The sequence below is a fragment of the Curtobacterium sp. VKM Ac-1395 genome, assembly GCF_015350975.1.
In the GTDB taxonomy this organism is placed as follows: Bacteria; Actinomycetota; Actinomycetes; order Actinomycetales; family Microbacteriaceae; genus Curtobacterium.
The window spans coordinates 446658-471807 of the sequence record NZ_JADKRX010000002.1; the positions used below are offsets into that span (position 1 = coordinate 446658).

The following is a 25150-nucleotide window of genomic DNA, read 5'->3' on the forward strand; positions in this document are numbered from 1 at the left end:
CCGCTCCCCTGATCGGGGAGCGGGCCGTCGACGTTGGTGGACGGTTCCTGCTACTGCTGCCGCTGCTGGTCGTCACCGTCGCGGAGCTGCGCGCGGGTGGCGTCGGCGGCAGCGGCGAGCTTCTCCTCGACGCTGCGGTTCGACTCGGCCAGACGCTCGTCGAGCACGGAGTCCGGGATGATGTCCGATGCGGGAGCGTTCGCCCGCGTCGCCGCCGAGGTGTTCGTGCCGTCGGCCGCGGCGCTGTTCGCGAGGCTCTCGTTCGCGAGCTGCGAGATCTTCGCGAGGAAGTCGCTGCCGCCAGCTGCACCCGCCGCGCCGCCGGCCGTCGAGCCACCGGTCGACCCACCCGCAGGTGCGCCGCCCATGCGGGGTGCGGTGAAGCCCTTCGCGATGCCGGACAGGGCCTCGGTGAACTCGCTGGGGATCATCCACACCTTGTTCGCGGTGCCCTCGGCGATCTTCGGGAGCATCTGCAGGTACTGGTACGACAGGAGCTTCTCGTCCGGGTCGCCGACGTGGATGGCGTCGAAGACCGTCGCGATGGCCTGGGCTTCACCCTCGGCGCGGAGGACCTGCGCCTTGGCGGCACCCTCGGCCTGCAGGATCGCTGCCTGACGGGCACCCTCGGCCTCGAGGATCTGGGACTGCTTGGTGCCCTCGGCCTGCAGGATCGCGGCGCGTCGGTTCCGCTCGGCACGGAGCTGCTGCTCCATGGCGTCGACGATCGACACGGGCGGCTCGATGGCCTTGAGCTCGACTCGGCCCACGCGGATGCCCCACTTGCCGGTGGCCTCGTCGAGCACGACGCGCAGCTGGCCGTTGATGTTGTCGCGGCTGGTCAGGGCCTCTTCGAGGTTCAGGCCACCGACCACGTTGCGGAGCGTGGTGGTCGTGAGCTGCTCGACGGCGCCGAGGTAGTTCGCGATCTCGTACGTCGCCGCACGGGCGTCGGTCACCTGGAAGTAGACGACCGTGTCGATCGAGACGACGAGGTTGTCCTCGGTGATGACGGGCTGCGGCGGGAAGGACACGACCTGCTCGCGCATGTCGAGCAGCGGCCGGAGCCGGTCGATGAACGGCACCAGCAGGTTCAACCCGGGGGTGAGGGTCTTGTGGTACTTGCCCAGTCGTTCGACCACGCCGGCCGTCGCCTGGGGGACGATCCGGATCGCCTTGGCGAGGACGACGATCACGAAGATGACGATGACGGCGATCAGTACGAAGAGCACGATCGTCCCGGGTGCGAGGGTCATTGAGCTGCCTTCTGTTGGATGCGGACGACGGCGGTCGAGCCCTCGATGGACTCGACGACGACGCCGGTGCCGAGCGGCGGGGTGCGGTCGGGAGCGGCTGCGTCGATGCGCGCGCTCCAGGTCTCGCCGTTGGCCAGGCGGACCTGACCGGGTGCTGTGGTGGTGAACGCGACGGCGACCGTGCCGGGCATGCCGACGAGGCCTTCCATCCCGGTGCGGCGCGGGTCAGCGCCGCGGCCGAGGGCGGCGAGCACGCGGGGCCGCACCAGCGAGAGCAGCACGAGCGCGAGGACCGCGGCGATGATCGTGGAGAGCCACCACGGGGCGCCGAGCAGGGCGGCGATCAACCCACCGGCGGCTCCTGCGGCCAGCATGATGAAGATGAAGTCGAGCGTGAATACCTCGACCACCCCCAGCACGAGGACCAGTGCGATCCAGACGATCGTCTGGACCCATTCGGTGATGTGCACGCGAACTCCCTCCCTGTGTCGCGACGGCACCGCGACGCCGCGGAGCCGGTTCAACTCCGTTCAACATATCGGACGACCACCGACATCTCGCAGGGGATTGGTAGGCTCGCTGCGGTCGACCGGACCCTTCGAACAGGAGAACAGCACTGTGAGCAACCCCCTCGCCCCCGGAGCACTCACCGGCACGCGCGCCCTCGTCACCGGGTCCTCCCGCGGCATCGGCGCCGACACCGTCGGGTACCTGGCAGAGGCCGGCGCGAAGGTCGTCGTGAACTACCGCAACAAGGCCCGTCGTGCCGAGCAGATCGCCGAGCGGGTCGTCGCTGCGGGCGGGGATGCCCTCGCCGTGGGCGCGGACCTCACCGACCATGACTCCGTGCAGGCCATGGTCGACACCGTGGTGCAGGCCTGGGGTGGCATCGACCTGCTCGTGCTCAACGCCTCCGGCGGCATGGAGTCCGGCATGGGCGACGACTACGCGCTCCGGCTGAACCGTGACGCCCAGGTCGACATGCTCCAGACCGCTGTGCCGCACATGCCCGCCGGCTCCCGCGTCGTCTTCGTCACGAGCCACCAGGCCCACTTCGTCGAGACCGCCGAGACGCTGCCCGAGTACGTGCCGGTCGCCAAGAGCAAGCGCGCCGGCGAACTCGCCCTGCGCGAGCTCGTCCCGCAGCTCGAAGCCGCCGGCATCGAGTTCGTCGTGGTCTCCGGCGACATGATCGAGGGCACCATCACCGCCACGCTCCTGAACCGGATCAACCCTGGCGCGATCGAGGGCCGCCGTCAGGAGGTCGGCAAGCTCTACAGCGTCTCGGAGTTCGCCGCGGAGATCGCCCAGGCCGCCGTCGACCCGGTCCCCGCGGACCACACCCGCCTGGTCGGCGACGTGAGCGGCTTCATCGGCTGACCGATCACCCGGGCACGCCGCGTCCGCTAGCGTCGACGGCGTGACTGCCACACCCGGCCTGCGCCGAACCTCCCGGATCCTGCTCCTCGACCCGGAGGGGCGCGTGTTCCTGATGGACACCAACGCGCCGTCCTCCGACGGCGCCCACCGCTGGATCACGCCGGGCGGCGGTGTCGACCCGGGGGAGTCGCACCGCGACGCCGCGATCCGCGAGCTCCGCGAGGAGACGGGCATCGTCATCTCGGACCCCGGTGAGCCGGTCTGGTCCTGGGACTTCGACGTCACGTGGGACCAGGCCGACCACGACCGCGGCCACTCCGAGTTCTACGTGGTGCGCACCCCGGGCTTCTCGCTCTCGAGCGAGGAGTGGACCGAGGACGAGCGCGTCGACATCCTCGACGCCCGGTGGTGGACGGCGGACGAACTCGACGCCACCGACGAGCCGTTCGAGCCGCGGGAGCTGCCCGACCTGGTCCGGCGGTTCACTCCCGAGGGGTGAGGACGCAGAACTCGTTGCCCTCGGGGTCGGTGAGGACGACCCACGGGACGTCCTGCTGTCCCACGTCGGCACGGGCGGCACCCCGGGCGACCAGGGCGTCGACCGCGTCCTGCAGCGACTCGTCGGGCGCGGGTGCCAGGTCGATGTGCAGGCGGTTCTTGACCGTCTTCGCCTCGGGCACGGGGACGAAGACGAGTCCCTGCGGCTGCTGCTCCCGCGGGACGGTGCCGGCGAGCTCGTCGGCGAAGGGCGGCGCGATGACCGCCTCGTCGCCGTCCTCGGACTCGTACACGAGCGGCCAACTGAGGGTCTCGCCCCACCAGCGGGCGAGGGCCGCGGGGTCGCGGCTGTCGATGACGATCGAGTACCAACGGAGTGCCATGGCGCCAGCATGGCGGTTCTCCACAGCGTCGTCCAGAGCCCTTCGCGCGGCGGACCGGTACCGCTACCCTGACGCGCATGGACACCAGCACGGGGCACGTCGCCGACAGCCACGACCGCATCCGCGTGCGTGGTGCGCGCGAGAACACGCTGCGTGACGTCGACGTCGACCTGCCGAAGCGCCGGCTGACCGTGTTCACCGGGGTGTCCGGGTCGGGCAAGAGCTCGCTCGTCTTCGGCACCGTCGCCGCGGAGTCGCAGCGGATGATCAACGAGACCTACAGCGCGTTCGTGCAGGGGTTCATGCCGTCGCTCGGCCGTCCGGACGTCGACCTGCTCGATGGTCTGACGACGGCGATCGTCGTCGACCAGGAACGCATCGGCGCCGACCCCCGCTCCACGGTGGGCACCGCGACGGACGCCAGCGCGATGCTCCGGCTCCTCTTCAGTCGACTCGGTCAGCCGCACATCGGCGGGCCGAACGCGTTCTCGTTCAACCTCGCGACGGTCACCGCTGGTGGCGCCATCACCGTGCAGCGTGGGACGGAAGCGAAGGCGGAGAAGGTCTCGTTCAGCCGGCTCGGCGGGATGTGTGCCCGGTGCGAAGGCCGGGGGAGCGTCAGCGAGATCGACCTGACCCAGCTCTTCGACGACTCCCGCGCGCTGGACGACGGCGCGCTGACCGTGCCGGGCTACGGCACGGACGGCTGGAACGTGCGGATGTACGCCGAGTCCGGCTACTACCCCGGCGACAAGCCGATCCGTGACTTCACCGAGCAGGAGCGTCAGGACTTCCTCTACCGCGAGCCCACCAAGCAGAAGATCGCGGGCATCAACATGACGTACGAGGGCCTCGTGCCCCGCGTCCGCCGGTCACTGCTGCAGAAGGACCGCACGGCGATGCAGCCGCACATCCGCGCCTTCGTCGACCGGGCGGTGACGTTCACCACGTGCCCGGACTGCGACGGCACACGGCTCAACGACGTCGCACGGTCGTCGAAGATCGACGGGAAGGACGTCGCCGAGGTCGCCGCGATGCAGATCACCGACCTCGCCGCCTGGCTGCACGGCCTCGACGAGCCGTCGGTCGGACCGCTGCTCGACGGGCTCCGCGACGCCGTCGACGCCTTCGTCGAGATCGGGCTCGGCTACCTGTCCCTCGACCGTCCCACCGGCACGCTCTCCGGCGGCGAAGGGCAGCGGGTGAAGATGGTGAAGCACCTCGGTTCCTCGCTCAGCGACATCACCTACGTCTTCGACGAACCGAGCACGGGGCTGCACCCGCACGACATCGAGCGGATGAACCGGCTGCTGCTGCGCCTCCGCGACAAGGGCAACACCGTGCTGGTCGTCGAGCACAAGCCGGAGGTCATCGCGATCGCCGACCACGTCGTCGACCTCGGTCCCGGAGCGGGCACCGGCGGCGGCACGCTCTGCTACCAGGGGCCGGTCGACGGCCTCCGCGCGAGCGGCACGGTGACGGGTCGCCACCTGGACGACCGCGTCGCCGTCAAGCCGACCGTGCGGGAGCCCACGGGCGTCATCGAGATCCGCGGCGCCGACCAGCACAACCTGCAGGACGTCGACGTCGACGTGCCGCTCGGGGTCCTGACCGTGGTGACGGGCGTCGCCGGGTCCGGCAAGAGCACGCTCGTGCACGGGTCGCTGTCCCACCGTGACGACGTCGTCACCGTCGACCAGAGCGGCATCCGGGGGTCGCGGCGCAGCAACCCCGCCACGTACACCGGGCTGCTCGAACCCGTCCGCAAGGCCTTCGCGAAGGCGAACGGCGTCAAGCCCGCGCTGTTCAGCGCCAACTCCGAGGGTGCCTGCCCCGCGTGCAACGGCGCTGGCGTCATCTACACGGACCTCGGGATGATGGCCGGCGTCTCCACCACCTGCGCGGAGTGCGAGGGGCGCCGGTTCGACCAGTCGGTCCTCGCGTACCGGCTCGGTGGCAAGGACATCAGCGAGGTGCTGGCGATGTCCGTCGCCGAGGCCCTCGACTTCTTCGGTGCCGGGGACTCCCGCCTCCCGGCCGCGCACACCCTGCTCACCCGGCTCGCCGACGTCGGGCTCGGCTACCTGACGATCGGCCAGCCACTCACCACGCTCTCGGGCGGGGAACGGCAGCGCCTGAAGCTCGCGACGCACCTCGGGGAGCCCGGCGGTGTGATCGTCCTCGACGAGCCGACCACCGGCCTGCACCTGGCGGACGTCGCCCAGCTGCTCGGCCTGCTCGACCGGATGGTCGACGCGGGCAGGACCGTCGTGGTGATCGAGCACCACCAGGCCGTGATGGCGCATGCCGACCACCTCATCGACCTCGGGCCGGGGGCCGGGCACGACGGCGGGCAGGTCGTGTTCCAGGGCACACCGGCCGCGCTGGTCGCCGCACGGTCGACCCTGACGGGGCAGCACCTGGCGGCCTACGTCGGCGCCTGACGCCCGTGGCGTGGGTGCGGCGCCTCGCGCGCTGCGCGCCACGGGACGCGCTTCGCCAGCGGTCGGCGGTCGGCGAGGCCGTGGCGGCCGTGGCGCGACGTGACGTGCCACCGCTGATGTCGGCTCGAACCACGGAAGTCCCTGGTTCGAGCCGACGTGCGGTGTGCGGCGTCATCGCGCGCCGCCCTACGCAGGCGGGACGGGAGACTCGGTGCCGGAACCGCGGTGAGCCTCCCGTGCGGCACCGGTGACCGATCGACGCACCTCGCGCCCGTCCCCAGGTCGGCGCGCGTAGCGTCCGGCCCATGAGCTACAGCCAGCCGGATCCGGCAGAAGAGACCACGCAGGCAGACGCACCGGAGCAGCCGGACACGGCCTCCACCAACGTCGAGGAACAGGGCGAGGAACACGCCGCGCTCGAGATCGACGCGGACGACGTGCCGACCTCCGAGGCCTGAGCCCCGACACACCCACCGGACCGCGGTCTGGACACGAGCACCCGCAGCGACGCGGTGCGGTGTCCGGGCCGCGGTCCTATCATGCCCGGTGAGCGGCGAGTGCGGCCGAGCCGAGGTCCCACAGGGCGTCGGCCGCAGCCGGGTCGACCGACCAGGACGCCACCCCGGGCTCGGCGCCGTCCCCACCCTCGACGACCGGGGACTCCTGGCCGTCCTCGAAGTACCGCCCGGTGACCGCCGCCGTGACGGGCGACGCCGCGAGCATCACCTGGTCGGCGGCACCTTCCTCCGGGGTCTTGAACCAGTCCGGCGTGTGCAGCTGGCCGTCCTCCTCGTACACCCCCATGGCGCGGAGGGCGTCGGGGTCGACGTGGCGCTGGAGTCGGGTCCTGATCCAACCGGGGGCCACGGCGTTGGCGGTGACGCCGAGCGGGGCCCAGCGGCGGGCGAGCCCGACCGCCAGGAGCACGCCCGCCGTCTTGGACTGTGCGTAGGCGACCCACGGGTCGTACGGCCGCTCGTGGAACTGCGGGTCGGCGAAGTCGACCGGGGCGAGGCGCTGCGCCCCGGAGCTCACGACGACGACCCGCGCACCGTGGGCCGCCTCGAGGTGCTCCTGCAGCCCCACTGCCAGGGCGAAATGCCCGAGGTAGTTGGTGGCGAGCTGCAGTTCCCAGCCGTTGGTGGCCTCGCGGCGCTCGGGCAGGGCCATCACGCCGGCGTTCGCGATGAGCCCGTCCACCGGCCCGCTCCACCCGTGGACGAAGTCCCGCACCGAGTCGAGGTCGGCGAGGTCGAGCTGCCGGACGTCGACGTGGTCGCCGAGCACCTGCACGTCGACGGTGTCGGGGTTGCGCGTCGCGATCGTGACCGATGCCCCCGCGGCGGCGAGGGCCTGCACGCTCGCCGCACCGAGGCCCGAACCACCGCCGGTCACGACGTACCGGCGCCCGGTGAGGTCGACGCCACGCAGGACGTCGGTCGCGGTGCTCCCGTGTCCGAAGGGGGTGCTGACGCGCTCGGCGTCGGTTCCGTGGTCCATGTGCTGTCCGTTCCGCTCCTTGTTCGGACACATTGTCCGAACAGTGTGTCCGAACAGTATCATCGAGGCATGCCCTCGATCACCCGTGGTCCCACGCGCACCACGACGCGTCGGACGGACACCCGCCAGCGCATCCTCGACGCCACGGAACGACTCCTCACCGCAGGCGGGTCGTTCACCGAACTGGGCGTGCTCCGCATCGTCGGTGAGGCCGGCGTCGCGCGGTCGAGCTTCTACGCCCACTTCGACGACAAGACGGACCTGCTGCTGGCACTCGCGCCGCAGCTCTCCGCCGTGGCGTACGACGCGCATGCCTCCTGGGACCCGACGGACGCGGACGCGTACTCCACCATGCTCGACGGCTTCACCGCGATCGTCACGCACTACCGCGACCACGCCGAGGTGTTGGCGGCGGTGCTCGAGGTCGCCGGGTACGACGAGCGCATGGCTGCCCGGTGGGACGCCGAGGTCGCGGTCTTCCGACAGCGAGCAGAGGGCTGGCTCGCGGGGGAGCGGGACGCCGGGCGGACCTCGGCCGAGCTCGCGCCCCGTCCGGCGGCGCGCATCGTGGTCGACGGCGGGATGCGGGCCATCACCGACCAGGTGATCCGCGGCGACGCGTCCGAGGACACGGCGTTCGCCGCCGAGCTGACCGCCATCTGGTGGTACGGCGCCTACCGACGGCCGTCGGCGCCGGCCTGACAGGACCCGGACCCGCGGCAGGGGACCGCGCCGCGGACCGCACCGGACCTGCGGCACGGGGCCGCGCCGCGGGCCCGGACCGGCGTCCCGGAGACCCGTGGTTCCGCGGAGGTGCAACCCGGCACGGCCAGCGATCATCGACGAGCCCAGGGCGTCCGTCCGCAGGCACGGACCCGTCAGGAGAACGCATGCACCTCGAGCCGTGGGACCCGGACACGATCGACACCGTGGTGGACCTGCTCCAGCCCGCGTGGCCTGACGGGCAGGGGCACCGCATCCGTCCGAGGCTCCTCGCGGGCGCGCGACTCCACGGTGTGACCGAGGTGGCGAACGACGACGCGGGACGTCCGGTCGGGGTCGTCCACGTCTCGCTCGACCCGACGTACCCGGGCGTCGTCGGAGGAGCGGTCGGCGTGGCACCGGGGCACCGCGGCCAGGGCCTCGGTCGTGTGCTCGCGACGCGGGCCTCGGACCTCCTGCACGCCGGTGCCCGCCGGCCCGACGGTGACCCCGCACGCGTGCAGCTCGTCGTGCTGCCGGAGGAGTCCACCGTGGCGCAGCACCTCGCCGAGCAGCACGGCTTCCGGGTCTCGTCACGCAGTGTCGGGTGGACGGCCGACCTCGACGCACAGGCCGTCGCCACCCACCAGCGAGCACTGGACGACGTCCTCCGAGACACCGCTCTGTCGATCGAGACGGTCACGTGGGCGAGCCACCGCGACGTGATGTCCGACCTGACCGACCGCGTGACCCAGGGGCTGCCTCGAGCCACCGGCGCCGACGACGCCATCGACCCGTCGTCGGTGGGGGAGTTCTTCTTCGCCCCCGGGACCGTCTTCTTCATCGCCTGGCTGGACGGCGACGCCGTCGGGTACTCGGGAGTCAGCCCGTCGACGGACGGCACCGGGTGGTACGTCGAATTCACCGGGGTCGTCCCGGCAGCCCGCGGTCGTGGAGTCGCGCGGGCCTTCAAGCACGCGCAGTTCGTGACCGCGGCGCGCTCGGGGGGGCGGACGACTGTTCACCTTCAACGAGGAGCACAACGCCGCCGTCCTCGCCCTGAACGCCTCGTCGGGGATGCACCGGCGGGACGGGTACGTCGGGATGGTGCGGTGACCGACCGCGACCGCGACCGCGACCCGGACCGCGACCCGGACCGCGACCCCGACCGCGCCCGCCGTGGCACGTGGTTCCACCGACGACACGGTGGTGCCCCGACCGCAGGCTGGGCACGAGCGACACATCGTCGCCACCGGGAGGGAATGCCATGACCGACACAGAACAGTTCGACGCCGTCCACCGGATCGGTGCCTCGGCGATCGCCGACCCGGACGCCCAGCAGGCCGTCTGGTTCCTCGGCGCACTGATCCGCGAACGGATCGGTGGGTCGTCCACGGGCGACGCCCTCGCCGTCCTCGAGCACACCGGGCACCGTGGCTACAACAGCCCGATGCACCGCCACACGCGCGACGACGAGACGTTCGTGGTCCTCGACGGGCAGGTCGAGCTCACCGTCGACGGCGAGCACCACGTCGCCGAGGCCGGGTCGGCGATCTGGCTCGCGCGGCAGTCGCTGCACGGGTTCGTCGTCGCCAGCGCCGGCGCGAAGTTCCTGACGCTGCACACCCCGGCGGGCTTCGACCGGTTCACCGTCGAGGCGGGCGCCCCGGCCCGGGTCGCCGAGGGCGAGCGCGCGATCCACCAGCCCGACTCCGTCGTCCCGCCGTCGCCGGAGGAGCTGACACGGATCGCGGCGACCTACGGGATCGAGATCGTCGGTCCGCCGCCGGGCATCACGATCGCCTGACCGCCGCACCGCGACCGCCGACGCCGCCCTGGTCGCCGCATGGGTCGTGGCGGCGGCCAGGACCCTGCACGGCGCGGTCGTCACCGGCGCGCTCCTCCAGGCCCCGAGCCCGTCATGACGCGGCACGCGTCCGCAGCATCCAGGGCGCGGTGCGGCCTGCTCCGGACCGGAGACCGCCGGACGGGAGGCTCGGTGCGCGACCGCCACCGAGCCTCCCGTCCGGCGGGTACCGCGGCCGCCCGCCGCGACGCGCGCCGCCGCTGTGAATCCCGCTCGAAGACCGGTCCGGACGTGTACGTGTTCCCATTCCGATCGACGGACCGACTGCGTAGCGTCGGACCAGGAACGGGAACGACGTCGCGGTCGAGCCGAGCTGCCCGCATCGGGCCAGCGGTGAACGCGAGTGGTCCGTCGGCTCTCCACCCACCCTGCGACGCCCGGTCAGGAAGGTCGTCGTGACTGAGCAACGGAACCCCGACACCCGGGCGCAGGTGCCGATCGAGCGCCAGGCGGTCCTCGGTCGCCTGGTCAGGGCCGCCACCGCCGGGGGCGGTCGCGCGATGCTCGTCGGTGACCCCGGCATCGGGAAGACCCACCTGCTCCGCGCCGTCATCCGGACCGCGACCGCCGTCCGGGTCGTGCTGACGGCACGCGCGGACCAGCACGACGACCGTCGGTGCGCCGTCCTCGCCGACCTGGTGTCGAAGACGCCGGAGGGGGCGTTCCCGGCGCTCGCACCGGTCCACCGCGAGACCCTCGAGACGCTCGTCGCCGACCCGGCCGCCGCCGAACCGACGGCGGTCGTGTCCGCGTTGACCCAGCTGCTCGCGCACCTCGCGAAGCCCGGGACGACGATCGTGATCGACGACTGGCAGTGGGCGGACGTGGTCAGCCGACGTGTGCTCGAGCGGGTCATGAGCCGGTCGTCCACCGTGGCCGTCACCGCCCTGCTGGTCGCCCGACGCTCCGACGGATCCGGCGACGACTTCGCGGTCAAGCCCCTGTTCACGGCGGCCGACGTCGTCCCGGTCCCGCCGTTGTCCCGGACCTCCGTCCGCAGCGTGCTGGAGTCCGTGAGCGTCGGGCACCTCACCCCGTCGGCGATGGACGACGTCGCCGACGCCTCCGCCGGCAACCCGCTCTGGGCGATCGAGCTCGCGACGGCACGGACGGAGGGCGACCCGCGGGCACTCGCCCCGAGGACGGTGACGGAGGTCATGCGCCAGCGGCTCGGGTCGCTGCCGGAGCAGGTCCGCACCGCGGTCGCCGTGGCGTCCGCCGCGCGCGGTGGCCTGCGGTCGGGCGACGCCTCCGCGTTCTGCGACGACGGCGACGCCGCGGTCCACGAGGGCGTCCGTCGCGGTGTGCTCCGTGTCACCGACGACCACGTCCACGTGGCGTCCCCGCTGCTCGGGGCGGCCGCGCTCGAACTGCTGCCGCCCGCAGCACGGCGTGCGGTGCACGCGACGCTGGCAGACCTCCCGCTGCCCCCGACGGCGCGTCTGCTCCACCGGGACGACGCCGCGCCGGTCGGTGCGGACGAGGGGCTCGCCGTGCAGCTCATCGAGGCGGCACGGGCGGCACGGCGCTCCGGTGACACCGCCGGCGCGCTCCTGCTGGCCCGTCGCGCCGTCGCCAGGACCGCCGAGGAGCACGGGGACCGGCACGAGCGCGTCGTCGAGACGGCCGAACTCGCGTTCGCGGCCGGGGACATGACACTGACCCTCGAGGTGCTCGACCGGTTCGACGTCGAGCGGCTGTCGCTCCCGCTGTTCGACCGCGCGGTCGCCGTGCTGGCGGACTCGCTCGACCGCGTCGGCGGACAACCGCTCGTGACACGGCGCGTGGAGGCGCTGCAGCAGGTGCTCGGAGCGCGCGGAGCCCGGTGGATGGTCGCCGAGGTGCACCTGCTGTCGTTGAGTCGCGCCCGGCTCGCGTCCGTCCGGGACGAACTGGCGTCCCTCGCGCAGCAGCTGTCGCCGACCGAGACGCCGCGGACGCTGGGCAAGGCGCTGGGATGGATCAGCTACTTCGACCTCGACGCCGGCCAGGGGATCGACGACGACCTGCTCGGACGGCTCCGCGGACTCGAGCACCGCCTGACCTCGCTGCCGCTCGAGGAGACCACCGACGCCATCGAGGCGCTGTGGCCGTACCAGACCGACGACCTCTCCCGGTCCCGCGCCGGCCTCACCGCGTACATCCGCAGTGCGAAGGTCGCGGGGGAGCACTACGCCGTGGCGCAGGGACTCGCGCACGCGTCGGTCGTCGAGGTCCTCGCCGGACGGACCGACATCGCCGACCGGTTCCTCATCGACTGCGAAGCACAGGTGGGACGGGCCAGCAGCGTCCCCCCGAGCGTCTTCCGCGCCCGCGCACTCCGCGCGTTGGTCGCCGACGACCGGGAGGCGATCGCCGCGGTCACCGGCGGGTGGCTCAGCCCGGCGGCCGAGTACCGCGGGGGGCTGCTCCGTGCCGCCGTCGCCGGCCTCGACGCCGCGGCGTCCGAGCGGTGGGAGGACGCGATCGTCGAGCTCGACCGCGCGCGCTCGCTCGCCGAGGCACGCGGCATCGTCGAACCGGGGCGCCGCATGTGGCTGGACGTCGAACTGGGACGCGCGCTGGTGCACACGGGGGACCTGCTCCGGGCGAGCAGCATCGCGTCGGCACTGACAGCGATCGGGCTCCGCTCGCGGCGGGCGCACGTTCGTGGGCAGGGCACCCGTCTCCGCGCGCTGCTCGCCTGGAGCAACGGCGACCACGCACACGCCCGTGCACTGTCGGACCAGGCGCTGGTCGACCTGGAACGCGGCGGCTTCCTGCCGGAGGTCGTCCGCGCCCGCATCGAACGGGCGGCGATGGCCGGCGACGCCGACGACCGTGCCGCAGCGCTCCTGGCACTCGAACGAGTCCGTCCCGCCGCCGACCGTGTCCGCGACCCCCGGTTGGACCGTCGTCTGACGCGTGCCGTCGACGAGCTGCAGCAGGCGGACCTCCGCGGGGTGCTCACGACGTCCGAGGACCGGGTGGCGGGACTCGCAGCCGTCGGGTGGAGCAACCGGGAGATCGCGGACGAGCTGGTGGTCAGCGTCAGGACGGTCGAGACGCACCTGGCAGCCGTGTACCGGAAGCTCGGGTTGCGGTCCCGCACGCAGTTGGCGCTGGCCTTCCGGAACGGGCAGGCTTCCCAGGGGCGCTGAGCTCCGGGTGCGCCAGGCGCCCGGCGTCTCGGCGTCTCGCCGTCCGGGCTGCCTCGGTCAGGCCACCTGCCTGACCAGCCGCACGTACTCGGGGTGCTCCCGGTCCGGTGCAGCGCGGACGAACCCGGCGGCCGCGTAGGCCCGCAGCGCCGGGGTGTTGCCCGGCACCACGAACAGCGCGAGCTCGGTGAGTCCGAGTGCCCGGGCCTCGGCCACGGCGAGCGCCACGAGTTCGCCGGAGTGACCCCGCCCGCGGAGCCGTGGTGCGAGGACGATCCGCGCCAGCCGCCCGGTGGTCGGCGTGACGCGGACGACCGCCACGTGCCCGACGACGTCGTCGGGGTCGTCGACGGGCGTCACGGTCAGCGGGCGTCGGTCGTCCCCGGTGGACGCGGCGACCAGGTCCGCCGCGCGGTAGGGCCACGGCGCTCCGGTGCCGGCGACCGCGAGGGCGTCCTCGGGCGTGCGGAACCAGGCGACGACGGTCTCGGCGTCGTCAGCGCGGAAGGGGCGGAGGGCTATCTGTGCTGTGCCGTGGTTCATCGTCTTCCAAACGTAACAAAACCGAAAAGATCGTGTCGTACTGTAATCATCACTACAGCACAATCGCTCCACCTCCCCGACACGGACTCCGCACCAGCACCGGTGCACAGAAGCGAAGAGGCAACGATGAGACAACGGAATCGGGCGGCCGTGGCCGCGGTGACAGCGGCAGCAGCCCTGGTCCTCGCGGGCTGCAGCGCCGGCGGCTCGGCGGACACCGCCGGCACCGCCGCCGGTGGACACCCGAAGGGCGGTGTCCTGACGATGGCGCGCTCCGCCGACATCATCTCGATGGACAACACCACGACCTTCGACAACAACTCCATCCACGTGATGCAGCAGATCATGGAACCGCTGTTCAACGTGAGCGCGGACGGCAAGAAGCTCCAGCCGTGGCTGGCGACCGGGTACGACGCGTCGGAGGACGGCACGAAGTACACGATCCACCTCCGCAAGGGCGTCGAGTTCTCCAACGGTGACCCGATGACCGCCAAGGACGTCGTCTTCTCCATCAACGCCGACACCGCCACCGGCGCCTCGGGCTGGGGGTACATCAACGCGGCGATCGACAAGGTCAGCGCCGTCGACGACGAGACGGTCGAGATCGACCTCAAGTACGCGTGGGCACCGCTCATCGCCGACCTGTCGCTGTTCAGCAACGCGATCGTCCCCGACAACTACGGGGGCGAGTCGAAGAAGGAGTTCTACACGCACCCGGTCGGCACCGGCCCGTTCGTGTGGGAGTCCTGGAAGAAGGGCCAGTCGCTCAGCCTGACGGCGAACGACGACTACTGGCAGAAGGGCAAGCCCTACCTCGACGGCGTCAAGTGGACCGTCGTGCCGGACGCCAACACCCGCAAGCTCCAGGTGCAGGGCGGTCAGGTCGACATCGACGACACCCCGGACTGGTCGAGCCTGTCGTCGCTGAAGTCGGCGGCTGGCGTGAAGGCCGACACCTTCAAGTCGACGCAGATCGACTACGTGGCGTTCAACCAGCAGCGCAAGCCCTTCGACGACGTCCACGTGCGCCGCGCGATCGCCTTCGCGCTCGACCGCAAGGCGATGGTCAAGGCGGTGCTGTTCGGCAACGGCACGACGGCGAACTCCCTCCTGTCGCCCGGCACCCCGTACTACGACGCGAAGGCCGAGGGGCCGACGTACGACGTCAAGCAGGCGAAGGCCGAGCTGGCGAAGTCGTCCAAGCCCGACGGGTTCACGACGACGCTGCTCATCCGGTCGGGTGACCCGAACCAGACCTCCATCGCGCAGATCATGCAGTCCGAGCTCAAGGAGATCGGGATCACGATGAAGATCAAGCAGCTCGACCCGACGGCGAACAAGGAAGCCCGACTGGCCGGCGACTTCGACATGGCGTGGTCCGCCTGGACGATGGACATCCCGGACCCCGACGAGTGGACCTCCTTCGCGGTCGACCCCGAGGGCGGGTCGAACTCGGCCTTCACGCACTACGACAACCCGGACGTCATCGCGGTCAACAAGCAGGCCCAGAAGGAGACGGACCCGGCCAAGCGCCAGGAGCTGTACTCCGAGCTGCAGCAGAAGACCGGTGACGACGCCTTCCTGGCGTACCTGTACTACTCGCCCTACGTGTTCGCGACCACCGACAAGGTGAACGACTTCCACGTGACGCCCCTCGGCAACTACCAGCTCGAGGACGTCTCCAAGAGCAAGTGACTCCGTCGGGGTCCGGCCGCGCGCCGGACCCCGACACCGGTGGGGTCCGGCGCCGGTCGGACCCCACCGCCCCTCTCGGAAAGGCAGTCATGCTCCACCGGCTCCGGTTCATCCCCGGACGGCTCCTGCAGGCCGTCCCGGTCGCGTTCGGCGTGACCATCATCGTGTTCTTCCTGTCCCACCTGCTGCCGGGCAACGCGGCGCTCGCGCTCCTCGGTGAACGGGCGACGAAGGCCAGCGTCGCCGCGCTGACCGAACAGCTCGGTCTGGACCGGCCGCTGTGGGAGCAGTACTTCCGGTTCCTCGGGCAGATCGTGCACGGCAACCTCGGCACGAGCCTGACCTACCAGCTCCCCGTCGGGCAGCTGGTGCTGCAGGCGGTGCCGGTCACCCTGTCGCTCCTCGGCCTGGCGCTCGTGATGTCCCTGGTGATCAGCATCCCGCTCGCCTCCCTGGCGGCGAGTCGACCGAACCGCGCCGGCGACCTGTTCGCCCGCGGCTTCACCCTGCTCGGCCAGGGCATGCCGCAGTTCTGGGTCGGCATCATGCTGATCCTGCTGCTCGCCGTGAACGTGCGGGCCTTCCCCGTCGGTGGCTACGGCGACGGTGCCGGCGCCCACCTGTACTTCCTGTTCCTGCCGGCGCTGACGCTGGCGATCGCGATGTCCCCGACGATCATCAGGAGCCTCCGGGCGTCGATGATCGGGGTGCTCGAGTCCGAGTACGTGGGCACCGCGAAGTCGAAGGGCGCCGCCGGCATGCCGCTGTTCCGCGACCACGTGCTCCGGAACGCGGCGATCCCGACGGTGTCGATCATCGGCGTGAACCTCGGGTACCTGGTCGGCGGATCGCTCGTCATCGAGAAGGTCTTCGCGCTGCCGGGCCTCGGCTCGCTCATGGTGAACGCGATCTTCTCCCGCGACTTCCCGACGATCCAGGGCGTGACCCTGTTCGTCGCGATCTTCGTCGTCGTGGTCGGGATCCTGACCGACGTCGTCTACACGATGCTCGACCCGCGGGTCGACCTGGCCGGAGGCACCACCCCATGACCACCCCCACCGCCGCGCTCGTGGGCTTCAAGCAGCGCCGTCGGGCGTCGCGCTCCCGGTCGCTCCGCGCCTGGTACCGCAACGGCTCCCTGATGGCGGGCATCGTCATCGTCGGCCTGCTGGTGCTCGTCGCCGTGCTGGCCCCGGTGATCGCGCCGTACGACCCGATCGCCCAGCACCTCGAGCAGGCGCTCGAGTCCCCGAGCGCCGCGCACTGGCTCGGCACCGACAAGTACGGCCGCGACGTGCTGTCCCGCCTGATCTGGGGCGCCCGCGTCGACCTGCGCGTCGGGTTCCTCGCGGTGCTCATCCCGTTCGTCGTCGGCAGCGTCATCGGGGCGATCGCCGGGTACGTCGGCGGCATCGTCGACACGGTCCTGATGCGCATCGTCGACGTGTTCTTCGCGTTCCCCTTCTACGTCATGGTCATCGTGCTGGTCTTCGTCCTCGGCGCGGGGGAGACGAGCATCTACCTCGCGATCGCCGCGGTCTCGTGGGTGTCGTACGCCAAGATCGTCCGCGGCGAGGTCATCGTCGCCCGCCAGCAGGACTACGTCGTCGCCGCCCGGCTCGGTGGCATGTCCCACACCCGGCTGCTCGTCCGCCACATCGCCCCGAACGTGATGAGCCAGGCGGTGATCTACGCGATGAGCGACATCGTGATGGACATCATGGCGATCGTCACGCTCGGCTACCTCGGCCTGGGCATCGAGCCGCCGACGGCCGAGTGGGGCTCGATGATCGTCGACGGCCAGGAGTTCATCACCACCCAGTGGCAGCAGACCACCATCCCCGGGCTGGTCGTCGTCGTCACGAGCCTCGGCCTGTCCTGGCTCGGCGACGGCATCAGCGACCTGCTGAGCCCCGACCGGAGGCGCTGACATGCCGAGCACCAGCACGAGCACCGACACCAGCGTCCACTCGGAAGGACCGCGCATGACCGCCCCACTGCTCGAGGTCGACGCCCTGACGATCGGCATCCGCCGTCGTGGCCGCGACGACGTGCGCATCGTCGAGGACCTCTCCTTCGCGATCCAGCCCGGCGAGCGCTTCGGTATCGTCGGTGAGTCCGGCTCCGGGAAGTCCCTGACGCTCCGCGCGATCGCCGGGCTCCTGCCGAAGGGCGTCGAGGTGCTCTCCGGCACGATCCGGTACCGCGGCGAGGACCTCGGCGGCATGTCCGCCGCCGCCCGTCGGAAGCTGATGGGCCCGCAGATCGCGATGGTGTTCCAGGAGCCGATGACGGCGCTGAACCCCGTCGTCCGGGTCGGCGAGCAGATCGCCGAGGGGCCGCGCCGGCACCTCGGGCTCTCCCGCGCGGTCGCCGCGGAGCTGGCCGTCGAGATGATGCGCCGCACCGGCATCCCCGACCCCGCCCGTCGTGCCCGGGCGTACCCGCACGAGCTCTCCGGCGGGCTCCGGCAGCGCATCATGATCGCGATGGCGCTCTCGTGCTCCCCGCGGCTGCTGCTCTGCGACGAGCCCACGACCGCGCTCGACGTCACGGTGCAGCACCAGGTGCTCCAGCTCGTCGAGGAGCTCTGTGACGAGACCGGCACCGCGCTGGCGTTCGTCACCCACGACCTCGCCGTGGTGAACCAGACGTGCACCGAGCTCGCCGTGATGTACTCCGGCCACCGCGTCGAGGCCGGCCCGGTGAAGGACGTCTTCCGCGACCCCCGGCACCCGTACACGCGCGGTCTGCTCGAGTCCGCGCCGGACTTCGACGACCCCGACCGCGCCCTGATCCCGATCCCGGGGTTCCCGCCGAACGTCGCCGCCCGCCCGGACGGGTGCCCGTTCGCCCCGCGCTGCCGGTTCGCGATCGAGGCCTGCACCACGGCGATGCCCGCGCAGGAGGACGTCGGCCCCGGCCGCACCGCCGCCTGCATCCGCACCCACGAGATCGGCTCCGCCGCCCCCGGCGAACCCGTGGAGGTCCTGGCATGAACAGGAGCACGAGCATGGACACGAGCACGAGCACGAGCACGAGCACGAGCACGAGCACGAGCACGAGCACCGGCACCGGCACCGGCACCGGCACGAGCACGGTCACCGGCACGGGCACCACCCCCGTCCTCCGCGCCGAGGCCGTCACCAAGCGGTACCAGCTGCCCGTCACCGTCATCGACCGGATGCGCCGGTCCGCTCCCACCGCCCTGACCGCGCTCGACGGCATCGACCTGGAGCTCCGCCGCGGCGAGGTCCTCGCCCTGGTGGGGGAGTCCGGCTCCGGCAAGTCGACCCTGGCGAAGATCCTGGTCGGCAGCGTCACCGCCACCACCGGGACCCTCGACGCGGACGGCGAGCGCGTGCCCGTGCACCGCGACAAGGACGCCTCGCGCCGGATCCAGATGGTGTTCCAGGACCCGTACTCGTCCCTGAACCCACGGATCTCGGTCGGTTCGATGCTCCGGGAGCTCCTGCTGCTGCACCGCATCGTGCCCCGGGCCGAGGTCCGCGCGGAGAGCATCCGGATCCTCAACCTCGTGGGCCTCGAGGAGGACGCGCTCGACGCCTACCCGAGCCAGTTCTCCGGCGGGCAGCGGCAGCGCATCGCGATCGCCCGGGCCATCGCGGTCCGACCCGACGTGCTCATCGCCGACGAGCCGGTGTCTGCGCTGGACGTGTCCGTGCAGGCGACGATCCTGGAGCTCTTCGCCCGGCTGCAGCGCGAGCTCGGCCTGAGCATCCTGTTCGTGGCGCACAACCTGGCCGTCGTGCAGCACCTCAGCCAGCGGGTCGCCGTGATGTACCTCGGTCGGATCGTCGAGGTCGCCGACACCGACGAGCTGTTCCGGAACCCCCGGCACCCGTACACGCGGGCGCTCATCGACTCGATCCCGCGGATGGGGGCCGAGAGCGTCACGGCCCGGCTCGCCCTGCAGGGCGACCCGCCGAGCCCGTTCGACATCCCGACGGGCTGCCGCTTCCACCCGCGCTGCCCGTACGCGGTCGATGCCTGCCGCACCACGGACCCCGCACTCGCGCCGGTCCCGCTGGTGCTCGGCACCCGCCCGGGAGGCCCGGTGTCGGTCTCGACGTCGGCTCGCGGCGCCGACACGACCGCCGCACAGGCGACGGCACCGCAGGCCCCGCACGTCGCCGCCTGCATCCGCTCGGCGGAGCTCGGCGACGTGGACCCGCTCCACGAACCCGCCATCGAAGCCGACGACCCCGCACTCACCCGTCCCGACGTGCTCCTCGACCCCGAACGAGTCGTGGAGACCGACCTCAGCGAGGTCGCACCAGCCGCACCGGCCGCCTCGGCCGCGCACCACCAGGAGGAACCGTCCGCATGAAGATCTGGATCTCGTACGACATGGAAGGCGTCGCCGGCATCGTCGACTGGGACCAGTGCCGCCCGGGCAGCGACGGCTACGCCCAGGGGTGCGCACTGCTCCTCGACGAGGTGAACGCCGCCATCGAGGGCGCCGTCGCCGGCGGTGCCACCGAGGTGCTGCTCAACGACTCGCACAGCCGGATGTCGAACCTCGACCCGCGTGCCGTCGTGCACCCGGACAAGGTGCGGTTCATCACCGGCCGCCACAAGCCGATGTACATGATGCAGGGCCTCGACGCCACGGTCGACGGGGCGTTCCTGGTCGGGTACCACGGCTCGATCTCGGGGGCGCCGTCGGTCCTGTCGCACACGTACAACCCCGAGGTGTTCACCGGCGCCCGCGTCGACGGCACCTGGGTGGGGGAGAGCGGCATCAACGCCCTCGTCACCTCCCACCACGGCGTGCCGATCGCCCTGGTCACCGGCGACGAGGTCACCTGGGACGAGACCGAGCCCTTCGCACCCGACGCCGAGCACGTCGTCACGAAGACCTCGATCACCCGTGCCAGCGCCGACGCCCTGCACCCGACCGAGTCGTGCCGTCGCATCCGTGAGGCAGCGACGACCGCGGTCGAGCGGATCCCCGAGATGCGCCCCCGGGCGATCGACGGACCGGCCACCCTCGAGCTCGACGTCGCCACGGCCGACATGGCCGACGTCGCGACCTGGGTCGGCGGCGTCGACCGGATCGCCACCAGGACCATCGCGATCAGCGGTGAGGACCTGCTCTCCGTGTTCACGCGCTTCGTCGCCGTGAACTACATCACCCGCCAGGCCGGAGGCCGCTGATGCCCGCCGAGGAGTCCATCGCCCCGCCGCGCGACACCGTCCTGTTCGACGTGCCAGCCGTCCGCGGCTGGTCGCTCGCCCTGCACGGCGGCGCCGGCGGACGGATCCAGGAGCTCGCCGCAGAGGAGCGCGAGCGCTTCGAGGCGGGCCTGACCCGCGCCTACCGGGCCGGTGAAGCGGTCCTCGACCAGGACGGCACCGCGCTCGACGCCGTCTGCGCGACCGTCGAGCAGCTCGAGGACGACCCACTCTTCAACGCCGGGCGGGGCGCCGCCCTGACGACCGACGGCGAGGTGGAACTGGACGCGGCCGTGATGGACGGCCGCACCGGCCTGGCGGGGGCGATCGCAGCCTCCCGGCATGCCCGCAACCCCGTGCACCTGGCGCGCGCCGTCATGGAACGGTCCGCCCACCTGCTCCTGGTGCACCCGACGCGCGCGCTCGTCGAGTCGTGGGGACTCGCGACCGCGGAGCAGGACTACTTCGTCACCGAGGCCCGGCAGGCGCAGCTCGCCCGCATCCTGGCGGACCGGCTCGTCGCACCGCGGCACGGGACCGTCGGAGCCGTGGCCCGCGACCGGAGTGGTTCGATCGCGGCCGCCACGTCGACCGGCGGCATGGCGAACCAGGAGGACGGCCGCGTCGGTGACTCGCCGATCATCGGTGCCGGCACGTACGCGCTCGACGGGTTCGCCGCGATCTCCTGCACCGGTGAGGGCGAGGCGTTCATCCGCGGGGTGGTGTCCTACGACATCGTCGCGCGGATGCGGTACGGCAGCAGCGTGCTGCCCGACGCCGTGGCCGCGACCATCCAGCAGGAGCTGACCGAGGAGCACGCCAGCGGCGGGCTCGTCGCGGTCGGCGCGGACGGCCGCGTCGTCGTGGCGCACAACTCGCCGACGATGTTCGCGGCGTTCGACGACGGCAGCGGGCTGGTGCTCCGGACCTGAGTCGCGGACGGGCGCCCGTCCGGGCGTCCGTCCGGTCGGACCTGCCAGGCTCGCGATCACGAGCACCACGACCACCACCGACGACGAGGAGCTGGGATGCCCATCAACGACGAGGTCTTCGCCCGCATGGACGAGCTGAGCCCGGCGGAGCGCAAGGTCGCCCGCGCACTGCTGGCCGCCTGGCCCACCGCGGGCACGGAGAGCGCCGCGAGCCTCGCCCGCACCGCCGGGACGAGCACGCCGACGGTCCTGCGGCTCGCGAGCCGACTCGGCTTCGGCAGCTGGCCGGACTTCCAGGCGCGGGTCCGCGACGAGATCGCCGACCACCTGAACAGCCCGCTCCGCCGCTCGCAGGAGGGCATCGCGCTCGGCGACGGCGGCACGCTCGGCCGTGCCATCGCGGACCGCGTCGCGCTCGTCGAGTCGCTCGGCACGAGCGTCCCGCCGAGTGAGTTCGATCGGGCCGTCGCCGTGCTCGCCGACCGTCCGAAACAGGTCGCGCTGCTGGGCGGCTACTTCAGCCGCTACTTCGCGATGGTGCTCGCGGCGCAGCTCGACCAGATCCTGCCGAACGTGGACTTCGTCGCCGAGCCGCTCGGCCACGACGTCGGTCGGTTCCTGCAGCTCGGCAAGGGCGGGGTCGTCGTCGTGATGGACTTCCGCCGGCACGAGCTCGTCGCGCAGCAGGCGGCGGCCGCGGCGAAGCGCCAGGGCGCCACCGTCCTGCTGATCACGGACACGTCGCTGTCGCCCGTGGTCGAGAGCGCCGACATCGTGCTCCCGGTCACCGTCGACGGCATCCCGTTCGACTCCATGACGCCGCTGCTCGTGCTCATCGAGGCCCTGGTCGAGGGCGTGCTGCGCGCCGCCGGGCCCCGCGGGCTGGAGCGGATGCGACAGTGGGAGGAGTCGGTGCGGATCACCCGCGCCTCCCGTGCTGCGCACGCCGAGGAGGACGTCCGCGACGACACCGGACCCCGCGAGGTCGGGGCCGGCAACGTCGAGGCGCTCGCCCTGCCGGGGACCGGGGGTGCGCTGTGAGCGCGGGTGTCGACGGGTCGGCCGCGTCGGCCGCGTCGGTTGCTCCGGCCGGGAGGCCCGGGGAGACGCTCGCAGGTCGGGTCGCGGTGGTCACGGGTGCGGCCCAGGGCATCGGGTCCGGCATCGCGGACCGACTCGCCGCCGACGGTGCCGTCGTGCACCGGGTGGACCGGGACGACGTCGACCTCAGTGACACCGCGGCGACCGATGCCTGGTTCGCCGCGCTCGGTCCCGTCGACGTCCTGGTGAACGTGGCCGGAGGCGTGGTCGGGCAGACGCACACCCCGATCGAGGAGCTCTCCGACGAGGCCTGGGACGCCGTCCTGCACGCCAACCTCACGACCACGCGGAACTGCACCCGCGCCGCCGTCCGGAGCATGAAGCCGCGCGGGTGGGGCCGGATCGTGATGATCGCCTCCGGTGCCGGGCGCAGCGTCAGCCTGACCGGCATCCAGGCGTACACCGCGGCCAAGGCGGCGCAGATCGGCTTCACCCGGCAGATGGCGCACGAGCTCGGCCAGTACGGCATCACCGCGAACTGCATCGCCCCCGGCTTCGTGCTGTCGAACCCGACGACGCAGGCGCAGTGGGACTCCTACGGGCCCGAGGGCCAGCGCGCCCTGGTCGAGCGGATCGCGGTGCGCCGGACCGGCACGCCCGAGGACATCGCGCGTGCCGTGTCCTTCTTCGTCGCCCCGGACGCCGGTTGGGTGAGCGGGCAGACGCTCTCCGTCGACGGCGGCCACTCGCTCTTCTGAGTCGGCTCCGCGAGCCTCCAGTTCGTCCTGTCCCTGTTCGTCCTGTTCCTGTTCGTCCTGTTCGTCCTGTTCGTCCTGTTCCTGTCCTCTGGAGGACCCTTGACCACCGACACCGCCACCCGACTGCACGCCCTGGGCGAGCGGTACTTCGTCGCGCAGCACACGTACGACCCGTACAACGCGACCCTGCTCGGGATCACGGAGTTCGACCACCTGCCGGGTGACCCGTCGCGAGCGGCGAGCGACCGCGCAGCCGACCTGCTCGACGCCGTGGCGGAGGAGGCCGCGGCGCTGCCGACGGAGGACCTCGACGACGCCGACCGCACCGACCGGGACGTGCTCGTCGCGCTGGCCCGCGGCGCGGCGGCGGACGCCCGGCACGCGCTCTGGGCAGCGAACGCCTCGGCGAAGGGCTACGTCAGCCGGCAGGGCCTCGTGTTCCAGGCCGTGCCCGCGATGACGGTCCCGGACCGCGCCGCGGCCGCCCGGTACACGTCCCGGCTCGCCGGGCTCGGCGCGATGTTCGTCGCGCTGGGGGAGCGGTACGCCGACGAGGCCGCCGCCGGCCGTGTCCCGACGCGGATGGGTGTCCTGCACGCCGTGGAGCAGCTCGAGGGGTACCTGGGGCTGCCGCTCGCGGAGGACCCGCTGCTCGAGCCCGCCCGCACGGCGACGGTGGCGGAGGCGGCGTCGCTGGCCGCGCAGTCGGAGGAGCTCGTCGCGCAGTCCGTGCGCCCCGGGATGGCCGCACTGGCCGAGGCGCTCCGCGCACTGCTGCCGGTGGCCCGTGACGACGAGCACGTCGGCATCAGCGAGGTGCCCGGCGGGACCGAGGGCTACGTCGCCGCGGTCGCCCGGCACACCACGACCGACCTGACCCCGGACGAGGTGCACCGGATCGGGCTCGAGGAGCTCGAGGGCATCCGCGCCGAGGCCGCCGAGATCGGGGACCGGCTGTTCGGGCTGCGCGACTTCACCGCCATCGCGACGCGACTCCGCGACGACCCGGCGCTCCGGTTCACCTCGAGCGAGGAGATCATGGCGGTCGCACACGACGCCCTCGCCCGCGCCGAGGCCGTGCGCGACCGGTACTTCCCCGCGGACGACATCACCGACTGCGCCATCGAACCGATCAACGAGGTCGACGCCGCCTCGAGTGCGCTCGGGTTCTACCGCCCGCCCGCCGTCGACGGCAGCCGTCCCGGGACCTTCTGCATCAACGCCAGCGCGCCCGAGACGCACTACCGCTACGAGTACGAGGCCCTGACCTTCCACGAGTCGGTCCCCGGCCACCACATGCAGCTCGCGATGGCCCAGCGGCTCGACATCCCGCGGTACCGGCGACACCTCGACGTCGAGGCCTGCAGCTTCAACGAGGGCTGGGGGCTGTACTCCGAGCAGTTCGCGGACGACGCCGGCCTGTACTCCGACGACCTCTCGCGGCTCGGGATGCTCTCGATGCGGGCCGTCCGCGCCTGCCGACTCGTGGTCGACACCGGCATGCACGCCTTCGGCTGGTCGCGGGAGCGTGCCGTGCAGTTCATGCTCGACAACACCGCGACCACGGACGAGCACGTCCGGAGCGAGGTCGACCGCTACATCGCCTGGCCCGGGCAGGCGCTGGCGTACATGATCGGCCGACGCGAGATCCTCCGGCTCCGCACCGGCGCGCGCGAGGCCCTCGGCGACGCGTTCTCGATCGGCGACTTCCACGCGACCGTGCTCGGCAACGGCGCGGTCCCGCTGACCGTCCTCGCCGACGCCGTGACCCGCTGGCAGCAGCAGGCCACCGCCGCCGTCTGATCCGCACCA

At 72.1% G+C, this 25150-nt stretch carries 23 protein-coding genes; 18 read left to right on the forward strand and 5 right to left on the reverse strand.

Features of this window, described 5'->3' with window-relative positions; translation table 11 throughout:
- Positions 1–50: 50 nt before the first annotated feature.
- Positions 51–1256 carry an SPFH domain-containing protein gene (locus ITJ68_RS06725; RefSeq protein ID WP_194660505.1) on the reverse strand — a complete coding sequence of 402 codons (1206 nt, stop codon included), beginning with the start codon at positions 1254–1256 and terminating at the stop codon, positions 51–53.
- The gene (locus tag ITJ68_RS06730) at positions 1253–1726 is read right to left on the reverse strand and encodes an NfeD family protein (RefSeq protein ID WP_194625620.1); all 474 of its coding nucleotides are present in this window, start codon (positions 1724–1726) and stop codon (positions 1253–1255) included. Before ITJ68_RS06730 ends, ITJ68_RS06725 begins: the two co-directional genes overlap by 4 nt.
- 148 nt (positions 1727–1874) lie before the next feature.
- Here ITJ68_RS06730 and ITJ68_RS06735 point away from each other — a divergent pair, with 148 nt between their 5' ends.
- Entirely contained in the window at positions 1875–2636 is a 762-nt protein-coding gene (locus ITJ68_RS06735; protein WP_194660506.1) for an SDR family oxidoreductase, read from the forward strand.
- A gap of 40 nt (positions 2637–2676) precedes the next feature.
- Positions 2677–3135 (forward strand): NUDIX hydrolase, encoded by a 459-nt coding sequence (locus ITJ68_RS06740; RefSeq protein WP_194660507.1) that lies wholly within the window; start codon positions 2677–2679, stop codon positions 3133–3135.
- Here ITJ68_RS06740 and ITJ68_RS06745 read toward each other — a convergent pair.
- On the reverse strand, positions 3119–3517 hold the full coding sequence (locus ITJ68_RS06745) for a VOC family protein (protein WP_194660508.1): 399 nt from the start codon (positions 3515–3517) through the stop codon (positions 3119–3121). The genes ITJ68_RS06740 and ITJ68_RS06745 overlap by 17 nt on opposite strands.
- 77 nt (positions 3518–3594) lie before the next feature.
- Between ITJ68_RS06745 and ITJ68_RS06750 the strand changes: the two genes are divergently transcribed.
- Complete coding sequence (locus ITJ68_RS06750; RefSeq protein ID WP_194660509.1) at positions 3595–5961, forward strand: ATP-binding cassette domain-containing protein; 2367 nt, start codon at positions 3595–3597, stop codon at positions 5959–5961.
- Positions 5962–6266: 305 nt separating this feature from the next.
- Positions 6267–6419 carry a hypothetical protein gene (locus ITJ68_RS06755; protein ID WP_194660510.1) on the forward strand — a complete coding sequence of 51 codons (153 nt, stop codon included), beginning with the start codon at positions 6267–6269 and terminating at the stop codon, positions 6417–6419.
- A 79-nt stretch (positions 6420–6498) separates the two neighbouring features.
- Here ITJ68_RS06755 and ITJ68_RS06760 read toward each other — a convergent pair whose 3' ends face one another.
- Complete coding sequence (locus ITJ68_RS06760; RefSeq protein WP_228504835.1) at positions 6499–7461, reverse strand: SDR family NAD(P)-dependent oxidoreductase; 963 nt, start codon at positions 7459–7461, stop codon at positions 6499–6501.
- A 69-nt stretch (positions 7462–7530) separates the two neighbouring features.
- Here ITJ68_RS06760 and ITJ68_RS06765 point away from each other — a divergent pair, with 69 nt between their 5' ends.
- The 4 genes from ITJ68_RS06765 (at position 7531) to ITJ68_RS06780 (ending at position 13170) form a co-directional block, all read left to right on the forward strand.
- Complete coding sequence (locus ITJ68_RS06765) at positions 7531–8163, forward strand: TetR/AcrR family transcriptional regulator (protein WP_194660512.1); 633 nt, start codon at positions 7531–7533, stop codon at positions 8161–8163.
- Between the two features lie 188 nt (positions 8164–8351).
- The gene (locus ITJ68_RS06770; RefSeq protein ID WP_194660513.1) at positions 8352–9434 is read left to right on the forward strand and encodes a GNAT family N-acetyltransferase; all 1083 of its coding nucleotides are present in this window, start codon (positions 8352–8354) and stop codon (positions 9432–9434) included.
- Complete coding sequence (locus tag ITJ68_RS06775; RefSeq protein WP_194660514.1) at positions 9431–9970, forward strand: cupin domain-containing protein; 540 nt, start codon at positions 9431–9433, stop codon at positions 9968–9970. The genes ITJ68_RS06770 and ITJ68_RS06775 overlap by 4 nt, the downstream gene beginning before the upstream one ends.
- Positions 9971–10425: 455 nt before the next feature.
- Positions 10426–13170, forward strand: coding sequence for a helix-turn-helix transcriptional regulator (locus ITJ68_RS06780; RefSeq protein ID WP_194660515.1), 2745 nt, complete (start codon positions 10426–10428; stop codon positions 13168–13170).
- 57 nt (positions 13171–13227) lie between these two features.
- Here ITJ68_RS06780 and ITJ68_RS06785 read toward each other — a convergent pair whose 3' ends face one another.
- Entirely contained in the window at positions 13228–13713 is a 486-nt protein-coding gene (locus tag ITJ68_RS06785) for a GNAT family N-acetyltransferase (RefSeq protein ID WP_194660516.1), read from the reverse strand.
- Between the two features lie 126 nt (positions 13714–13839).
- On the opposite strand from ITJ68_RS06785, the gene ITJ68_RS06790 reads away from it, so the two are divergent.
- The 10 genes from ITJ68_RS06790 to ITJ68_RS06835 all read left to right on the forward strand — a co-directional run bounded on the left by ITJ68_RS06790 (position 13840) and on the right by ITJ68_RS06835 (position 25141).
- A complete protein-coding gene (locus tag ITJ68_RS06790; RefSeq protein ID WP_194660517.1) occupies positions 13840–15408 on the forward strand; it encodes an ABC transporter substrate-binding protein in 1569 nt (522 codons plus the stop codon).
- A gap of 89 nt (positions 15409–15497) precedes the next feature.
- Positions 15498–16457 carry an ABC transporter permease gene (locus tag ITJ68_RS06795; protein WP_194660518.1) on the forward strand — a complete coding sequence of 320 codons (960 nt, stop codon included), beginning with the start codon at positions 15498–15500 and terminating at the stop codon, positions 16455–16457.
- On the forward strand, positions 16454–17338 hold the full coding sequence (locus ITJ68_RS06800; protein ID WP_194660519.1) for an ABC transporter permease: 885 nt from the start codon (positions 16454–16456) through the stop codon (positions 17336–17338). Before ITJ68_RS06795 ends, ITJ68_RS06800 begins: the two co-directional genes overlap by 4 nt.
- Before the next feature lie 55 nt (positions 17339–17393).
- Complete coding sequence (locus ITJ68_RS06805) at positions 17394–18407, forward strand: ABC transporter ATP-binding protein (protein WP_228504837.1); 1014 nt, start codon at positions 17394–17396, stop codon at positions 18405–18407.
- 14 nt (positions 18408–18421) lie between these two features.
- The gene (locus tag ITJ68_RS06810) at positions 18422–19759 is read left to right on the forward strand and encodes an oligopeptide/dipeptide ABC transporter ATP-binding protein (protein WP_228504838.1); all 1338 of its coding nucleotides are present in this window, start codon (positions 18422–18424) and stop codon (positions 19757–19759) included.
- A complete protein-coding gene (locus tag ITJ68_RS06815) occupies positions 19756–20589 on the forward strand; it encodes a M55 family metallopeptidase (protein WP_194660521.1) in 834 nt (277 codons plus the stop codon). The genes ITJ68_RS06810 and ITJ68_RS06815 overlap by 4 nt, the downstream gene beginning before the upstream one ends.
- A complete protein-coding gene (locus ITJ68_RS06820; protein ID WP_194660522.1) occupies positions 20589–21539 on the forward strand; it encodes an isoaspartyl peptidase/L-asparaginase family protein in 951 nt (316 codons plus the stop codon). The genes ITJ68_RS06815 and ITJ68_RS06820 overlap by 1 nt, the downstream gene beginning before the upstream one ends.
- Before the next feature lie 96 nt (positions 21540–21635).
- Entirely contained in the window at positions 21636–22580 is a 945-nt protein-coding gene (locus tag ITJ68_RS06825) for a MurR/RpiR family transcriptional regulator (protein ID WP_194660523.1), read from the forward strand.
- Positions 22577–23338 carry an SDR family NAD(P)-dependent oxidoreductase gene (locus ITJ68_RS06830; protein ID WP_194660524.1) on the forward strand — a complete coding sequence of 254 codons (762 nt, stop codon included), beginning with the start codon at positions 22577–22579 and terminating at the stop codon, positions 23336–23338. Before ITJ68_RS06825 ends, ITJ68_RS06830 begins: the two co-directional genes overlap by 4 nt.
- Positions 23339–23437: 99 nt before the next feature.
- A complete protein-coding gene (locus ITJ68_RS06835; RefSeq protein ID WP_194660525.1) occupies positions 23438–25141 on the forward strand; it encodes a DUF885 domain-containing protein in 1704 nt (567 codons plus the stop codon).
- Positions 25142–25150: the final 9 nt, after the last annotated feature.